At 34.3% G+C, this 17,682-nt stretch carries 12 protein-coding genes; 10 read left to right on the plus strand and 2 right to left on the minus strand.

What is annotated here, in order from left to right:
• Positions 1-86: 86 nt before the first annotated feature.
• Together BUC09_RS03140 and BUC09_RS03145 are read left to right on the plus strand one after the other, a co-directional pair.
• The gene (locus tag BUC09_RS03140) at positions 87-1,631 is read left to right on the plus strand and encodes an Rne/Rng family ribonuclease (RefSeq protein ID WP_073308589.1); all 1,545 of its coding nucleotides are present in this window, start codon (positions 87-89) and stop codon (positions 1,629-1,631) included.
• Positions 1,632-1,780: 149 nt separating this feature from the next.
• Entirely contained in the window at positions 1,781-2,179 is a 399-nt protein-coding gene (locus BUC09_RS03145; protein ID WP_143161855.1) for a hypothetical protein, read from the plus strand.
• Between the two features lie 121 nt (positions 2,180-2,300).
• Here BUC09_RS03145 and pbpC read toward each other — a convergent pair whose 3' ends face one another.
• Positions 2,301-4,595 carry a penicillin-binding protein 1C gene (gene pbpC, locus BUC09_RS03150; RefSeq protein ID WP_394332999.1) on the minus strand — a complete coding sequence of 765 codons (2,295 nt, stop codon included), beginning with the start codon at positions 4,593-4,595 and terminating at the stop codon, positions 2,301-2,303.
• Between the two features lie 265 nt (positions 4,596-4,860).
• Positions 4,861-10,581, minus strand: a complete 5,721-nt coding sequence (locus BUC09_RS03155) for an alpha-2-macroglobulin family protein (protein WP_073308595.1) — start codon at positions 10,579-10,581, stop codon at positions 4,861-4,863.
• A gap of 296 nt (positions 10,582-10,877) precedes the next feature.
• Between BUC09_RS03155 and BUC09_RS03160 the strand changes: the two genes are divergently transcribed.
• From BUC09_RS03160 to nuoH, 8 genes are all read left to right on the plus strand, one after another.
• Entirely contained in the window at positions 10,878-11,243 is a 366-nt protein-coding gene (locus tag BUC09_RS03160; protein WP_073308597.1) for an NADH-quinone oxidoreductase subunit A, read from the plus strand.
• A 95-nt stretch (positions 11,244-11,338) separates the two neighbouring features.
• Positions 11,339-11,887, plus strand: a complete 549-nt coding sequence (locus tag BUC09_RS03165) for an NADH-quinone oxidoreductase subunit B (RefSeq protein WP_073308599.1) — start codon at positions 11,339-11,341, stop codon at positions 11,885-11,887.
• A gap of 4 nt (positions 11,888-11,891) precedes the next feature.
• Positions 11,892-12,413: an NADH-quinone oxidoreductase subunit C gene (locus BUC09_RS03170; protein WP_073308601.1), complete on the plus strand. Its 522-nt coding sequence runs from the start codon at positions 11,892-11,894 to the stop codon at positions 12,411-12,413.
• Positions 12,414-12,435: 22 nt separating this feature from the next.
• Positions 12,436-13,671, plus strand: a complete 1,236-nt coding sequence (locus BUC09_RS03175; protein WP_073308603.1) for an NADH-quinone oxidoreductase subunit D — start codon at positions 12,436-12,438, stop codon at positions 13,669-13,671.
• A 5-nt stretch (positions 13,672-13,676) separates the two neighbouring features.
• Positions 13,677-14,210 carry an NADH-quinone oxidoreductase subunit NuoE family protein gene (locus BUC09_RS03180; RefSeq protein ID WP_073308605.1) on the plus strand — a complete coding sequence of 178 codons (534 nt, stop codon included), beginning with the start codon at positions 13,677-13,679 and terminating at the stop codon, positions 14,208-14,210.
• A 4-nt stretch (positions 14,211-14,214) separates the two neighbouring features.
• Entirely contained in the window at positions 14,215-15,582 is a 1,368-nt protein-coding gene (gene nuoF, locus BUC09_RS03185; protein WP_073308607.1) for an NADH-quinone oxidoreductase subunit NuoF, read from the plus strand.
• 33 nt (positions 15,583-15,615) lie between these two features.
• Positions 15,616-16,641: an NADH-quinone oxidoreductase subunit G gene (locus BUC09_RS03190; protein WP_073308609.1), complete on the plus strand. Its 1,026-nt coding sequence runs from the start codon at positions 15,616-15,618 to the stop codon at positions 16,639-16,641.
• 2 nt (positions 16,642-16,643) lie between these two features.
• Entirely contained in the window at positions 16,644-17,678 is a 1,035-nt protein-coding gene (nuoH, locus tag BUC09_RS03195; protein ID WP_073308611.1) for an NADH-quinone oxidoreductase subunit NuoH, read from the plus strand.
• The last annotated feature ends 4 nt before the right edge of the window (positions 17,679-17,682 follow it).

Consider the following 17,682-nt stretch of genomic DNA (forward strand, 5'->3'; position numbering starts at 1 on the left):
TCAGATTTCAGATTTCAGATTTTTTTAAATCTATCATCTATTTATCTATTTATCTATTATCTAAAAATGCAGATAAAAATTTACGCATGAATAAAGAATTAATAATTCGAACAAGTTCTGACGCTGTAGATTTTGCCTTATTAAAAGATGGAAAACTAATCGAATTACACAAAGAAGAAGAAAAAAGCAACTTTCAGGTGGGTGATATTTTTATCGCTAAAATCAGAAAACCAGTTGCCGGACTTAATGCTGCTTTTGTAAATGTAGGTTTTGAAAAAGATGCCTTTTTACATTATCACGATTTAGGACCAAATTTAGCTTCTCAGTTGAAATTCATTAAACTTGTAAGCGCAGGTAAAATAAAAGATTTCTCCCTTAAAAATTTTCCTTTTGAAGCAGAGATTGATAAAGACGGAGCGATTGGTGATGTATTAAGTGCCAATCAATCTATTTTAGTCCAAGTTGTAAAAGAACCTATTTCTACAAAAGGTCCAAGAATTAGCTCTGAGCTATCATTGGCCGGAAGATATATAGTTCTAGTTCCTTTTTCTGATCGAGTTTCGATTTCTCAAAAAATTGACTCAAAAGAAGAAAAAGAAAGACTAAAACGTTTAGTTCAATCTATTAAACCAAAAGGATTTGGGGTTATTGTTCGCACAGTAGCCGAAGGCAAAAAAGTCGCAGAAATTGACAAAGACTTGCAAAATTTGTTGGACAAATGGACAGCAATGTGCAAGCGAATTCCTACTGCACATCATCCTTCAAAAGTATTGGGTGAGTTAAATAGAGCATCTTCAATTTTAAGAGATGTTTTTAATGACACTTTCAGTGCAATTTTAACAGATGATAAGGAGCTCTTTGATGAAACTAAGGAGTATTTACAACAAATCGCTCCAGGCAAAGAGTCAATCGTTAAACTCTATCAATCTAAAGATGTACCTCTTTTTGAGAAGTATAGTATAGAGCGCCAAATAAAGACTTCATTCGGGAAAACAGTTTCTATGAGTAAAGGAGCTTACCTTATTATAGAACATACCGAAGCTATGCATGTCATAGATGTTAATAGCGGCAACAGATCAAATAAAGCGACGAATCAGGAAGAAACAGCTCTAGAAGTAAACATGATTGCTGCTGCAGAAGTAGCACGTCAGTTACGACTTCGTGATATGGGTGGAATTATTGTTGTTGATTTTATCGATATGCAAAATCCTGATAACCGCAAAGTATTGTACGATTTCTTGAAAGAAGAAATGAGTGACGATAAAGCAAAGCACAAAATATTACCTCCAAGTAAATTTGGACTGGTACAAATTACCAGACAAAGAGTTAGACCAGAGGTTAATATTAAAACCAAGGAAGAAGATCCTAATAATGAAAAGGGCGAAATAGATGCACCTATTCTTATTATCGAAAAAATAGCTTCTGACTTAGAAAGAATTATCAAGCAAAAAAAGAAAGTACGCTTAAATGTGCATCCTTTTATTGCTGCATACCTTACAAAAGGTTTTCCATCAATACGTTCAAAATGGTTTTTTGAACATAAAAAATGGGTGAAAATCATACCACGTGACGCTTACACGTATTTAGAATATAAGTTTTTAGACGAAAACGGAAACTCTATTCAAGATTAAAAAAACGCCAACTAATTTTAGTTGGCGTTTTTTGTTTTTATCAATATGATTTAAGTTTGTAACTATAAGCGAATATAGTTATGGTCAATATAAATCATAAGCATAAAGAACAAAAGAAATTTATATTAAGTAGTTTAATTATTTTATTTATGTCTTGTAAGACAAATGATGAAATTCTTAAGAAAGAATATCTAGACTATCAGTTTATAAAAGGGATGGAAATGCCAAAAACTGACGGTTATCAATATTCTGAAAAATGTTTTTTGATTTATTCACAATATAAATTTTTAACTGAAAAAATTTTTAAGTATGATAATGGTATTTTAAAAGAATATGTCTACTGTGGGCCTGAAGGTCCTGATGTTAGAGATTATAATGTTGAAAAATATAGTAAGAACAAACTGATTTATTCAAAACAGAAACTTATAGAAAATCAAGATAAATTAGTTTTCAATAAAATAGAATATTATATCAAACGAAGATTGAAAGATACAATTGTGGCGGAAAATAAAGAGGAAACTATTTTAGTTATTATAAACGCCAACTAATTTTAGTTGACGTTTTTTGTTTTTATTTGTAGCTATTCCCGCTTTCCACTGTATCTTTTAAAATGATCATTTCGAGAACCTCAATGCCCATTTTAAAAGGATGCCGTTGCAATCGGGGCTATTATTCACTAACGATTTCTATCTTCTTTCTAATTTCAAAACCTGTTTCATCTACCACTGTGATGTGATGAAATCCAGTTGTAGTGTTTATTGGCATTTCATGAAATGTTTTAGTAGATCCGATATATTTGTTGTCAAGATACCAGTAGAGTTCTTTCTCTCTTTGTGAATGTGCCACTTTTATAATTACGGGCTGAATAACACTGTTGAAATTCTTGGTTAAATATATCTTTCTATTATCCTTTGGATAGATAAAATCCATCGCACCTTGTTGCGCACCTTGACAGCCTTCCAGAAAAGGAGGAAGAGGTAAATACTCTATATGTTGGTTTTTATAGTACCATTCCATAACAGGAGGTAGTATGAACCATTTTTTAGTAATCATATTATCTACATCAGCGCAACTACTATTCACTCTGAATTTTCCTGTTGGGTCTAAGTGAACTGTTTTGTGATATGGACAAACCGATGTCGTTTTTCCTTTTAATGGAACAAATTGTTTTGTTTTAGGACAATCATCCTTAGCTAAGTAACCACTTAATTTGCAAACTTCAACTTGAGCTAAGTCTTTTGATGGTTGTTTGAACCAATGTGTTCTTGGTAATAGATTAAAAACATCAAACAGTATTGGAGCGGCACTTGAAACTCCTGTCAATGAAGGTCTGCCTTCACCAGAAGCATTTCCAACCCAAACACCTACCACATACCTTGAATTTGTGCCAATAGCCCAAGCATCTCTATTACCGAAACTAGTTCCTGTTTTCCAAGCTATTTTAAGCGAACTGTCATAAAACTTCCAAGCTTCATCACCTTCTGGGCGATTCACTTCTTCCATTGCATTGTATGTTTGCCAAATGGCTCCTGCTCCCAAAATTGTTTTCTGGTCACTATCAGATCCAAAATCCTGAATGAAGGAATGATCATAGTTAAGTTCAGAAAATTCTTTAGTTCTATATTTTCCGTTAGAAGTATTGAAATAGTTTACTGTAGAAGACATGCCAGCATATGTACGACATAAATCCCAAAGATTACTTTCGGCACCACCTAAAATTAATGATAAACCATAGTGATCTGGCTGTTTAGAAATGTCACGAAGTTTAAACTTTTGCAATTCTTCATAAAATTTATTCACACCATAGCTTTGAAGCATTAATACAGAAGGAATATTCAACGAACGTGCCAATGCACGATGAGCAGGAACAGCTCCATCAAAAGTCAAGTTGAAGTTTTGAGGTGTATATCCAGAAATTTGCGTGGGGATGTCTGGTACCAATGTGTTGGGTAATATTTCTCCTTCATCAATCATTGCAGCATACAATAGTGGTTTTAATATACTTCCCGTGCTTCGTGGTGCTCCAATAATATCGACATCTTTTTGATGATCTTGATCAGAAGGGGAATTCCCTATGTAACTAATAACATTTCTGTTTTGAATGTCTATTACAAGAATCGCAAGATTGTTTACTTCGTTTTGTTTGTACTGGCTGTAATAGTATCGTGCTATTTGATTCACACGATTTTGCAGCGCAATGTTAACTGTTGTTTTTAATCGTGTGCCTTCTTGTCTTTTGGCTACTCTTTGTAGTAAATGTGGTGCTATTTGTGGTAAATCATAAGGCTTTTGAGGTAATGGTTCTTCTATTGCAAGTTCATACGTTTGTTCATCTATAATGTTTTCATTTTTTAGTTTGAGAAGTAAATTGTTTCGTTTTCGTAATAATTTTTCTTGATTTTTTCCAGGATAAATCAAGCTTGGAGCATTAGGAAGTACTGCTAAAGTAGCACTTTCGGCCCAAGATAATTGATGAGACTGTACGCCAAAATAACGCCAAGAAGCCATTTCGAGACCAACAACATTTCCTCCAAAAGGAGCGTGTGCCGCATACAATTCTAGAATTGTGTTTTTTGAATGTCTTAATTCTAAACGAGTGGCTAGAACTATTTCGATTACTTTTTCGAAGTAGGTTCTTTTTTGCCCTTTTCTGGATAAACGAATTACTTGTTGTGTTAAGGTACTTCCACCACGAACAATTTTCCCTGCTTGTCTGTTTTGTTTAATAGCGTTATACATTGCTGCAGGATTAAATCCTGGATGGTATCTAAAATGTTCATCTTCAAAATAAATTATACATTTTTTGAATTTATCTGGAACACTGTCTTGTGCAGGGAAGCGCCATTGACCATCTCTGGCTATTTTAGCGCCCAGTAATTCTCCTTCAGTGCTTTCAATGACAGTAGAGTAGGGTTCTTTAAATAATGTTCGAGGTAATGAAAAATAATAGACAACAAGCAATATAAAAATCACAATAGATTTTTTCTTGTTGTTTTGTATCCAAAGCCGAATGGAATGGAATAATGATATAAACTTTGCTTTCACAGTTGGCAAAAATTCGAAGAGTGTATTAAATAGCCCTGATTAACTCACGAAATCTTATTTTTTTATAGGAGTTCGTTGAACACTGAGTGTTTAAGTGTAAATCCTATATAATTTTAATTATAAAGATTGCAACGAAAGCAGGAAATACCATGGCTGGTATTCCCTGAAGTTTCGCTACAAAACATTATTTTACAACTTGAACCCATTGTCCTTTTGTTCTCGCAAGGAAAGTATTGTCGTACATAGCCTCACATTGTAAGCCTGGTAAATAATACGTTCCTAAGTAAGAAGCATTAAGCAAAATTCGGAAAGTTTTTGTTTCGCCAGAACCTAATGGGAAATAAAAATTAGTTCTATCGTCTCTGATGTCAATGTAGTCAGCAACATTATTAGTTGCGTCTCCAAAGTCAGTGAAACGCGTATTTACAATTTCAAAGCCTGATGGTAATATTTGTGAAAGTGCAATGTTTTGCACTCGTTCATTTTTAAGGTTTCTAACAGTTACTTCGGCAATAAACTCTGTTCCTTGATTTATTTTAGAAACGTTTATTACTTGCCCTTTTCTGTTTTTGAAAACAATTTTAGCATTCACATCATTTTCAACAACCTGTTCATTCCCTACAGGTAAAATGCCTGAATTAAGAACACGAACATACAAAGTATTCTTCTTGTTGTTTGTAATAGTAACTCCGTTTACTCCTGATTGGACTACTAAGTTTCGTTCTAGTAATGATTTGTTTGTTTTTGCAGCAAATGTTTTTCCTGCATTGCTGAACTGAACATCAATCCCTTTTCCGCCATTAAATTTTGCAAATTTTGACATTGCGTATAGACAGTATGATGTAGTTTGTGTACTCATCCATAGGTCTGAAGACATACTTTTGGCTAATTTATTAGCCATGGTAAATGCTTTTTGTTTTTGGTCTAATAGGATTAGTGTTTCTAAAGTCATAGCTCTGTTTCTATCGCTAGAGCCATAATAATAGTAGCTGTATCTAGAGCTTTGCTCATCGATGTTCGTTTTTAGTAATAAAGACATTCCAGCTTGTTTTTGACCAGCTAATGCATATGTGGCAGCTAAACGTAATTTACTTTCGTTAGAAATACCTTTTGTTTCACGCAATCTATTCATTGAAGATAAATCTGGTGAGCCAGCAAGAGCTAATGTGTACAATCTGTATGATTGTGCTAAATCATTTCCATATTTAGCTTCAAATCGCCATTTTTTAGCTTCTTTTTGTTGGTATGAAATCCATTTAGATTTGAAATTAATTGGTAATAGATATCCTTTTTTCTCAGCTTCCATCATGAAATGTCCAGCATAAGAGGTTCCCCAGTCGTCTGCAGATCCATTACCTTGCCAATATGACAATCCGCCGCTTGCTAATTGGAATCCGCCTAATCTTTGAATACCTGCTCCAATATTTTGTTGGATTAAAGATTTACGATTTGCATCAATATCTGCTATATCATTTATAAATAATTGTGGGAACACTGATGATGTGGTTTGTTCTACACAACCATGAGGATATTGAATTAGGTATTGAAGTCTTCCGTTAAGATTAATTGTAGGTATAGAAGAAATTTCTAGTCTTGCCTTATTACTATTGGCCACTCCAAATGGTTTCCAATTGATTTTTTTAGTGCTTCCAGGTTCTAAAACAATATCTGTATAAGTATTTGTTACTGGATTTGGATTAGTCATATCGATTTCAACATCATAAGATGACTTTTCGCTTCCTGAAGTAGCTACTACGGTTACTTTTCCAATGCCTGTTTTAGCACCAACTTCAAGATTGAAATAAGCCATTTTTTCGTCTGGCTTGTCAAAAGTTAAACTTTGACTAGCTTTTCCTAATACTTTTAATCCAGGGCTTGTTTTGATTTGTACCGATACATTTTTAATATGATTTTCCATCGCAAAAACAGTCACAGGGATTGTCACTTTTTCCGAAGGAGATATTTTACGAGGTAACGACGCTAATGTCATTAAAGGACTACGAACTGGAGTTGTTTTTTCTACACTTCCGTAAGCACTTGAAGATGCATTAGCTGCAACAACCATTGTTCTGACAGAACCTATATATTTAGGTAATTTTATTTGGTGTGTTTTAGTATCACCTTTTTCTAATTTGAAAGGACCTAAATAGATAACTACTGGTTTAAATCGATTAGCTTTTTTAGCTTTTCCACCACCTAAATCTTGGTCACCACCAATACTAAATATTTGATTTACTTTTCCGCCATAAGCACCTATAACATCATCATAAATGTCCCAAGTTTTTACTCCAAGCGCTTCACGAACATAAAAACTTTCCCAAGCATTTGGAGTTTTAAATCGCGTTAAGTCTAATAATCCGTCATCAACAACTGCAATGGTATACGTCATTGCTCTCCCTGATTTTTCAATCACTTTTACATTGACTGTTTGCTCAGGTTTTAGAACTTCTGGCATACTAAGTTGAGGTTCAAGAATAGTGCTTTTGTCAACTACTTCTACAGGAACTACACCATACATACGTATAGGAGAGTCATTTTTAGTATTTGCATGAGGTTGTAGCAACGTAATGTTGAAGTATACATTTGGAGCCATTTCTCCTGTGATAGGAATTTCAACTTTTGTTTCTCCCTCTTTTGTTTTTGCCCAAATAGTCTCTACTACTTTTGCTCCATTTTCTATTGAAATTAATGCTCTACCGCCTTCACTTGATGGAAAAGAGATTTGAGCTTTTTCACCTACTGCATATTCTTTTTTGTCTGTAGAAAAAACTAACATGTTTGCTGTTGAAGCATCTGTGTTTCTTGTTTTTCCAGACCATGCTGGCCAATCAATATTTACAGTCTGCGCAGTTGCATGACCATTGTTAGGATCAATTACACGAATTAAATAACGACCCCATTCTTCGTCGCGCAAGGTAAAAGAGAAGCTTCCTTTTCCTTGAGCATCTGTGTTGATGATGAATGTTTTGTAGGATGTTGTTGCATTAGATGAGTTGTAGTTTGATAAGTTGTCATTTGATGCATCCCACCACCAGCGCCACTCTACTTTGTACACTTTAACTTCTAAGTTTCTTACGGGTTTAGGGCGACCATTTTCATCTACAGTAACTACTTCAAAGCGATTGTTAGCTCTTGTTTCTAACATTTCGTATTTGGTTAATGCGGGAAGTTTTAATCCAACATAAGTTTTGTATGGAGAATATGTTGTCGAGATTACGTCGGCACTAAAATCACCGCCTTCTTCATAGACTTTCGTCATGAATGCTGCTCTTAGCATTCCTGGAGCTTGACCAGAAAGCTTTGGATCTATCTTTACAGAAGCTTTTCCGTTTTCGTCTACTTTACCAGAGAAAACGTTTATTTCTTCAGTGCTAAATTGTCTTACTAAGTCATCAAAAACATATTTGTCATATCCTTTAAACGTTGTTGTTTGTTGAGAGAACTTAGCTTGCATTTCTGCTCTTAAATTTTTTGCAACAGCTCCGTGTAGCCAATTTACTTGTAATGAACTTGTATTTGGTTGTGAAGCAGAAAGCATAGTGCGCTGAAAAGTATTTTTAATTTTCAGGCGGTTTGGTTTTATAGTTTCAATTTTGATGCTTTTGTAGAATTTTGCACCACCCACACTAACCATAGCTTCCCAATTTCCTGTTGGATCGTCTTGATTAGTTGGTACTGTAAAACTATAATGATTGAGCTCGTTTGATTTTTGAACTGTTTGATAAACTACTTTTCCGTTAGGATCGGCCAATCTAAATTTTATAGGATGCGAGGCAGGGATTTTATTTGCTGCGTCATTAAGTATGAAAGAAAGGTATAGGTTGTCTCCTGGTCTCCAAACGCCTCTTTCTCCATAAATATAACCTTTTAGTCCTTTTTGAAGAGTTTCTCCCGAAACATCAAAGTTGCTAAGGGATAATGAGTTTCCGTCATCCAGTTTTACGTATGTTGATTGATCACCTTGACTCACAATAGCAAAGTAAGCGAATTTATTTAATTGGAATTTTGCAAGACCATTACTGTCTGTTGCTTGTGTTTCTAGCTTTTGTTGTTGATAGCTATACAATTCAACTTTTGCATTCGAAACAGGTTCGGTAGTCACAATATTTGTAACAGCAAATACATACGATTTGTTTTCTCCTCTTTTTGCAATAACCCCTAAATCTGAAGCAAGGATGTTAGTAGCAATTTTTGCGTTATAGAAATAAGATGATGAACAAGGGTCTTGACTCTCTCTCCATTCGTAATCATCATAGTAGTAATCATCATAATTATCATTACTATAGTTTACATCGTTTTCATCTATTTCTTCTTCCTCACTTTCTTCTTCAGTATTAGAGGAATCACATTTATATAAAGAATACTTCTTTTTATATGAAAACTCTACCCTATATATAGCTCCTGGATCAGGAGTTATAATTTTTGAAAGGTCTAATGCAAATGTATTCCACTCACTAAACTTAATGAGTTTGTTTTCTTTTAAGTTAATGGTTGTTTTAGCGACTGGTTGTGCAACCTTTTTGAGGTTTTGCGCGCCGTTCAATTCGTTGTATTGTAAAAATTGAAGAATGTTGTTTTTGTAAATTTTATACACTTTAACATCAACAGCACCTAAATTTACAGTTTGAAAATTAAGTTTTAAATTATTTGAGCTAGGAAGTATGGTTCCGTTTTTTGTAAACTTGATGCTAGGTTTAATTTGATCGAATGAAAAGGTTGTTTTGTGATCCTTTTGCATTTTATTTCCATATTCGCTTTCTATTCCTTGGAAGATTTCTACTAAAACTTCTCCAGCGATTGTTTGTACTGGTGTTTCATCTTCTTCAGGTTCAACATATTCAACAGCTAATGGTTCAGGTTCAGTTTCCACTATAGCTGCTGCACTATCAACTGCTTCGGATGCCGCTACTGCCAAAGCCGCAGTGTCTACAACCATAGTTGCTTCAGCGGGTTCTGCCGCAGCAATAGGTTCTTCTTCAACAGGAGTTACTTCGGTAACCTCTTCTACAGTTGGTGCTAGAGTGCTGTCAAAATATACTTTAAGTAAATTTCCTTGCGTAGAAAACTTTAGATTGTCTGTGTTTTGAATGCTTATAAGACCCTTAAAGTCTTGACCTTTTTGTAATGGTTCAGAGAAGTTAATTAACAAGGTTTTGTTTTCCTCATCTTCTTTGTACACCTTTACGGCTTTGAAGTCGTTTTTTGCTGTAACATTATATTCTATTTTACCTTCTTGTTCGATATCGTAATCGCTGCCATCATAATTGATTTCAACAATACTTTCTTCATCAAAACGTTGAATACTGTCTATTATAAATTTGAATTCAGTTCCAGAGGTAGTGCTTTTTATGAATTTGATTTTTAAATCATTTCCTTTTTGTTCTGCAGAAATTAATTTTTGAGCAGTTTCAAAATCAATGATATCTGCAGTTTTTAAAGTTCCGTTTAAGTATTGATATTCTTTACTGTAAGATTGTATGTCATCTGTATTAACAGTGAAATCTTGTTTTAAAGTTTTAACAGTGAATTTGAATTCAGATAGCTCTTCTTTAACTTCTATTATATCTTTAAGTTTTAATGTAACCTGATATTCGGTGTTAGGGTCTAATTTTTTTTCAGGAACAAACGCAATTGTATTGCTAGATAAAGCGATAACTTTTCCATCTACACTTGGTGAAATGTCGAAAAGATCTGAATCTAATACTTGATTTGTTTTCCATTCTTTTTTATCAAAAGCAAAGACGACCCTAATGTCTGACTGTGCCGAGACCAGTCCTCCGGTGAAATTGGTAATGATACCTTTAAACAATGAAAAATCAGAATTGAAATCGGCGGCTGATTTTCTTCCGCAAGCTTGAAAAATAAGGAATGTTAGCACTAAGCAAACAAGATTTTTCATTTTCATTTTTAGAAAAAATTAGAGGTGAAAGAATGGTTAAATATTTGTAAAAATCACATCAATAATTGAGCCAAATTTTAATAAATATTTTGCTGTTAAATCTTGAAATTGTAATATCTATCAAATGTATAATCTTTTTGTTGACGTATAAGATTTTGTTTGTTAATTTTTACAAAATCACAAAAGTTATTTAGAAAGAATAAAAATAACTGCTTAAGTGAGTATTTTTTTGGTTTAATTGTCAAATTTAATTGCGATTTAATTCCAGCCACGTATCTTTGTAAGTGATAAATTTTATAATAATGCAAACAAATCAATTTGATTATTTACCTATTTTAATGCAAATGGGGTTGGCTGTAGGATTTGTGGTTATGACCATAATTATATCAGGAATGCTTGGTCCAAAGAGAAATTCGCAATCAAAAGATAAAAATTTCGAGTGTGGAATTGAGTCAGTTGGAAACGCACGTATTCCTTTTTCGGTTAAGTATTTCTTAGTGGCAATTTTATTTGTGCTTTTTGATGTTGAGGTTATTTTCTTATATCCTTGGGCGGTAAATTTTAAAGATTTGGGAATGGAAGGAATGATTAAAATGGTGATTTTTATGTCGCTTTTATTAGTTGGTTTCTTTTATATTATCAAGAAAAAAGCCCTTGAGTGGGAATAAATAGATTTCAGAATTTAGATATCAGATTTTAAATTGAAGAATGTTTTGAAATTCGTTAGTTTAAAATCTACAATCAAAAATCTACAATCAAAATTATGAGTGATTCAAAAGTAAATATGGTGGAAGCTCCCGAAGGATTATCTGGAGAAGGGTTTTTCGCAACAAAATTAAGTGATGTAGTTGGTTTAGCTAGAGCTAATTCGATGTGGCCATTGCCTTTTGCAACTTCATGTTGTGGAATTGAGTTTATGGCAACAATGGCATCACACTATGATTTGGCACGTTTTGGTTCAGAGCGTGTAAGTTTTTCGCCAAGACAAGCTGATATGTTGATGGTTATGGGAACTATTTCTAAAAAAATGGCACCTATTTTACGTCAAGTATATGAGCAAATGTCTGAGCCTAGATGGGTTATATCTGTTGGGGCTTGTGCGTGTTCTGGTGGTATATTTGATACATATTCTGTTTTGCAAGGAATTGATAAAGTGATTCCTGTAGATGTTTATGTTCCAGGATGTCCCCCAAGACCAGAACAAATCGTTGATGGTGTAATGCGTTTGCAAGAATTGGTAAAATCAGAATCGGTTCGTCGTCGTAGCTCACCAGAATACCAAGAACTATTAGCATCTTATAATATCAAATAAGAACATGGCTTTAGAAAATACTCAAATTCAAGATAAATTATCAGAAACATTTGGAGAAAGCGTGATGCATTTTCGTCAGGAAGGCGATATGTTTACCTTTGATGTTGCTGCTGATAAGATTACTTCGGTAATTTTATTTTTAAAAAATGACGAGACACTTAATTTTCATTTCTTAACAGACCTTTGTGGTATTCATTATCCAGATAGTGATGTTAATGAGCAGTTTGCTGTGGTTTATCACTTGCATAATTGGATAGAAAATAAACGTATTCGAATCAAGTCTTTTTTAAGTGGAGAAAATCCAGAAATTAAAACAATTTCAAATATTTTCTTGTCTGCTAATTGGATGGAGCGTGAAACGTATGATTTTTACGGAATCAACTTTGCTGGACACCCACAACTAAAAAGAATCCTGAATATGGACGAAATGGTTTCGTTTCCTATGAGAAAAGAATTTCCAATGGAAGATTCAGGTAGAACAGATAAAGACGACAGATTTTTTGGAAGAACTCCATCTAACTGTTAACCTATAATTTTTCAGATTAAAAATGTCAGAACTATTATTAACACCAGAGCATCGCTACGCTAAAGTCATCAACGAAAGACGTAATGAAGACGGAAGTGAACTTTCAATCCTAAATTTAGGACCAACACATCCCGCAACTCATGGAATTTTTCAAAATATCCTTTTAATGGATGGTGAGCGTATTCTTGATGCAGAGCCTACAATTGGTTATATTCACAGAGCTTTTGAAAAAATTGCCGAGAATAGACCTTTTTATCAAATTACTCCACTTACAGATCGTATGAACTATTGTTCGTCACCAATCAATAATATGGCTTGGTGGATGACAGTAGAGAAACTTTTAAATATCGAAGTGCCCAAACGTGCTCAGTATTTAAGAGTTATTGTTATGGAGTTGGCTCGTATTGCAGACCACATTATTTGTAACTCAATTTTAGGAGTAGATACTGGTGCTTATACTGGTTTCTTATATGTATTCCAGTTCCGTGAAAAAATTTACGAAATCTATGAAGAAATTTGTGGAGCTCGTTTAACTACAAACATGGGAAGAATAGGTGGTTTTGAAAGAGAATGGTCTGAAGAAGCTTTTAGAAAACTAAATGTTTTTCTTGAAGAATTTCCGCCAGTTTGGAAAGAGTTTGAAAACCTTTTTGAAAGAAATAGAATTTTTATTGATAGAACTGTAAATGTAGGTCCAATCACTGCAGAAAAAGCAATGCAATATGGTTTTACAGGACCAAATTTACGTGCAGCTGGGATTGATTATGACGTTCGTGTGGCACAGCCATATTCTTCGTATGAAGATTTTGACTTTATAGTTCCAGTTGGAAAATCAGGTGATACTTACGATCGTTTTTGTGTTCGTAATGCTGAGGTTTGGGAGAGTTTAAGTATAATCCGTCAAGCTTTAGAGAAATTACCTGAAGGACCTTATCATGCAGATGTTCCAGATTATTATCTTCCTCCAAAAGAAGATGTATACAACAACATGGAATCGTTAATCTACCACTTTAAAATTGTAATGGGAGAAGTTCCTGTACCAGTGGCAGAAATTTATCATCCTGTTGAAGGAGGAAATGGAGAATTAGGTTTTTACTTAATTACTGATGGAAGTAGAACGCCTTACAGATTGCATTTCCGTCGTCCATGCTTTATTTACTATCAAGCATATCCAGAAATGATTAAAGGAGCATTGTTATCAGATGCTATCGTAATATTATCAAGTCTTAATGTAATTGCTGGCGAATTAGACGCTTAATAATTATGGGAGAAATATCGAATATAAAACAAAACATAAATATTTCGGAAGCATTAATGGCTCGTATCAATGAGTTGATTAGTCATTATCCGGAAGATAAAAGAAAATCGGCACTACTTCCTGTATTACACGAAGTGCAAGATGCTCACGATAACTGGTTGAGTATTGAATTACAAGATAAAGTTGCCGAAATTTTACATATTAAACCAGTTGAGGTTTACGAAGTAGTTTCTTTTTACACGATGTTCAACAGAAGACCTATTGGAAAATACATGTTCGAATTTTGTCAGACATCATGTTGTGTGACTCGTGGTGTAGAAAATCTTATGGATTATGCATGTGAGAAATTAGGTGTAGGAATTGGTGAAACTACAGCAGACGGTATGTTTGAAATACGTGGTGTAGAATGTTTAGGAGCTTGTGGATATGCACCAATGTTACAACTAGGTGATTTTTACCACGAAAACCTTTCTAAAGAAAAGTTCGATCAATTAGTTGAAGATTGTAAAGCTGGAAAAATAACTTTACACGATAAATAATACCATGGGAAGAAAAATATTATTAGATAAGATCAATATTCCGGGTATCAAAACCTATGAAGTGTACCGCCAAAATGGAGGTTATGCTTCAGTGGAAAAGGCTTTAAAACAAATGACTCCCGATGAAGTTACTGAAGAGGTAAAAACATCAGGAATTAGAGGTCGTGGTGGAGCAGGTTTCCCAGTGGGAATGAAATGGAGTTTTATTGATAAAAAATCAGGAAACCCTCGTCATTTGGTTTGTAATGCCGATGAATCTGAACCAGGAACTTTCAAGGACCGTTATTTAATGGAATACATTCCTCACTTGTTAATTGAGGGAATGATAACATCATCATATGCTTTAGGAGCAAACCTATCCTATATCTACATTCGTGGAGAATATATGTGGGTGTATAAAATATTAGAAAGAGCCATTGCCGAAGCAAAAGCAGCTGGTTGGTTAGGTAAAAATATCTTAGGTTCTGGTTACGATTTGGATTTATATGTTCAAGTTGGTGGTGGAGCTTATATCTGTGGAGAAGAAACTGCCTTAATTGAATCCTTAGAAGGGAAAAGAGGTAATCCTCGTATTAAACCACCATTCCCAGCTGTAAAAGGTTTGTGGCAAAATCCAACGGTGGTAAATAATGTTGAATCTATTTCAGCTGTGCCTTGGATTGTAATGAATACTGGAGCAGAATATGCTAAAATAGGTATTGAACGTTCAACAGGAACAAAATTAATTTCGGCTTCTGGGCACATTAAAAACCCAGGTGTTTACGAAATTGAATTAGGAGTTTCGGTTGAAGAATTTATTAATTCTGATGAATATTGTGGTGGTATGATTGATGATAGACCTTTGAAGGCTTTAGTACCGGGAGGTTCATCGGTGCCAATTTTACCAGCACATTTAATATATAAAACTGCCGCAGGTACAGATCGTTTAATGACGTATGAGTCATTATCTGATGGTGGATTTGCAACCGGATCAATGTTAGGTTCAGGTGGATTTATCGTTTACAATGATACTACTTGTATTGTAAGAAACACTTGGAACTTTTCACGTTTCTACCACCATGAATCTTGTGGTCAATGTACACCATGTAGAGAAGGAACTGGATGGTTAGAAAAAATCCTTTGGAGAATTGAAAACGGTCAAGGCCGTGAAGAGGATATCGAATTATTATGGAGTATTCAGTCTAAAATCGAAGGAAACACAATTTGTCCTTTAGGAGATGCTGCTTCTTGGCCTGTAGCGGCTGCTATTCGCCACTTTAAAGAAGAATTCGAATATCATATTCGTTTCCCTGAAAAAATTAAAAATAGAGATCATTTTGTTGCTGAACCTTTTGATAAGGTAAGACACTTAGTAGCAAAACAAACAGTATAAAGTCAAGACTCACTTGAGTTAAACGTTTAAAGAATGAAAGTAACTATAGACGGTCAAAGTATAGAGGTAGAACCAGGAACAACGATCCTGCAAGCTGCTCGTATGATTGGTGGAGAACTAGTTCCACCAGCCATGTGCTATTATTCAAAATTAAAAGGAAGCGGTGGTAAATGCCGTTGCTGTTTAGTAGAAGTATCAAAAGGAAGTGATGCTGATCCTAGACCTATGCCTAAACTTGTTGCTTCTTGCGTGACAGGTTGTATGGATGGGATGGAAGTGAACAGTAAATCTTCTGAAAGAGTTGAGGAAGCTCGTAAATCGGTAACCGAATTTTTGTTAATCAACCACCCATTAGATTGTCCGGTTTGTGACCAGGCAGGTGAGTGTGATTTACAAAACTTAAGTTTCGAACACGGGAAATCAAAAACTCGTTTCATTGAAGAAAAAAGAACTTTCGAACCAGAAGATATTGGTCCATATATTCAACTGCACATGAATCGTTGTATCTTATGTCAACGTTGTGTTCAGGTGGCAGACCAATTAACTGATAACCGTGTTCACGGAGTAATGGATCGTGGTGATCATGCTAACATTTCTACTTGTATTTCAAAAGCTATTGATAACGAGTTTTCAGGAAATATGATTGATGTGTGTCCTGTGGGAGCACTTACTGATAAAACATTCCGTTTCAAATCGAGAGTTTGGTTTAATAAACCTTATAATGCTCATAGAGATTGTGATAAATGTTGCGGAAAAACTACTGTTTGGATGTTTGGTAACGAAATTCAACGTGTTACAGGTCGTAAAGATGAGTACCATGAAGTAGAAGAATTCATCTGTAATACGTGTCGTTTTGATAAGAAAGATGTGAATGATTGGGTTATTGAAGGACCTCGTAAATTCGAAAAAGATTCTGTTATCAATCAAAACAACTATACTCGTAAAATAGAAAAAGTTGTTATCGAAACAGAAGAGCATATTTTAGAAGGTCGCGAACAAGACCGCAAAAAAATTAGTATGCCTGATTTCCCATTAGATTCTAATCCTAAAAGAGTATAAGCATGTTAGATAGTACATTTTTTATAGAAAAAGGGATTATTATTTTAGTTGTTTTTGCAGTAACAATGCTTTTTGCCATGTATTCTACTTGGGCAGAACGTAAAGTAGCTGCTTTTCTTCAGGATCGTGTTGGTCCTAACCGTGCTGGTTTTGGAGGTTTATTGCAGCCTTTGGCAGACGGACTTAAGTTGTTTTCAAAAGAGGAATTTTTTCCAAATACTCCAAATAGATTTTTATTTATCGTAGGTCCAGCTATTGCAATGAGTACAGCTTTAATGACTAGTGCTGTATTGCCATGGGGAGATAAATTAGTAATTTTTGGTAAAGAAGTTATTCTTCAAGCTACTGATATTGATGTGGCTTTATTATATGTTTTTGGAGTTATCTCTGTTGGAGTTTATGGAATTATGATTGGTGGTTGGGCATCAAACAATAAGTTCTCATTAATGGGAGCGGTTCGTGCTTCTTCACAAATGATTTCATACGAAGTAGCAATGGGATTGTCTATTATCGCTTTATTGATGATGACAGGAACATTGAGCTTAAAAGAAATTTCAATGCAACAATCAGAATGGAGATGGAATGTGTTATACCAACCCGTTTCGTTTTTGATTTTCTTGATTTGTGCTTTCGCAGAAACAAACAGAACTCCTTTCGATTTAGCAGAGTGTGAATCAGAATTAATTGGAGGTTATCATACAGAGTATTCTTCAATGAAAATGGGATTCTATTTGTTTGCAGAATATGCTAATATGTTTATTTCATCAGCTATTTTAGCCATTTTATTCTTTGGAGGTTATAACTATCCAGGAATGCAATGGATGACTGAAAATGTTGGGGTAAACGCTGCAAATGTTCTTGGAATAATAGCGTTATTGATTAAAATTTGTTGTTTCATTTTCTTCTACATGTGGGTTAGATGGACAATACCAAGATTCCGTTACGATCAGTTAATGAATTTAGGATGGAGAATTTTAATTCCGCTTGCTATTATAAACATTATGATTACTGGAGTTTGCATTTTAGCTTTTAAATAAAAAA

Origin of the sequence: Flavobacterium terrae, from assembly GCF_900142035.1 — a bacterium.
Lineage (GTDB): Bacteria > Bacteroidota > Bacteroidia > Flavobacteriales > Flavobacteriaceae > Flavobacterium > Flavobacterium terrae.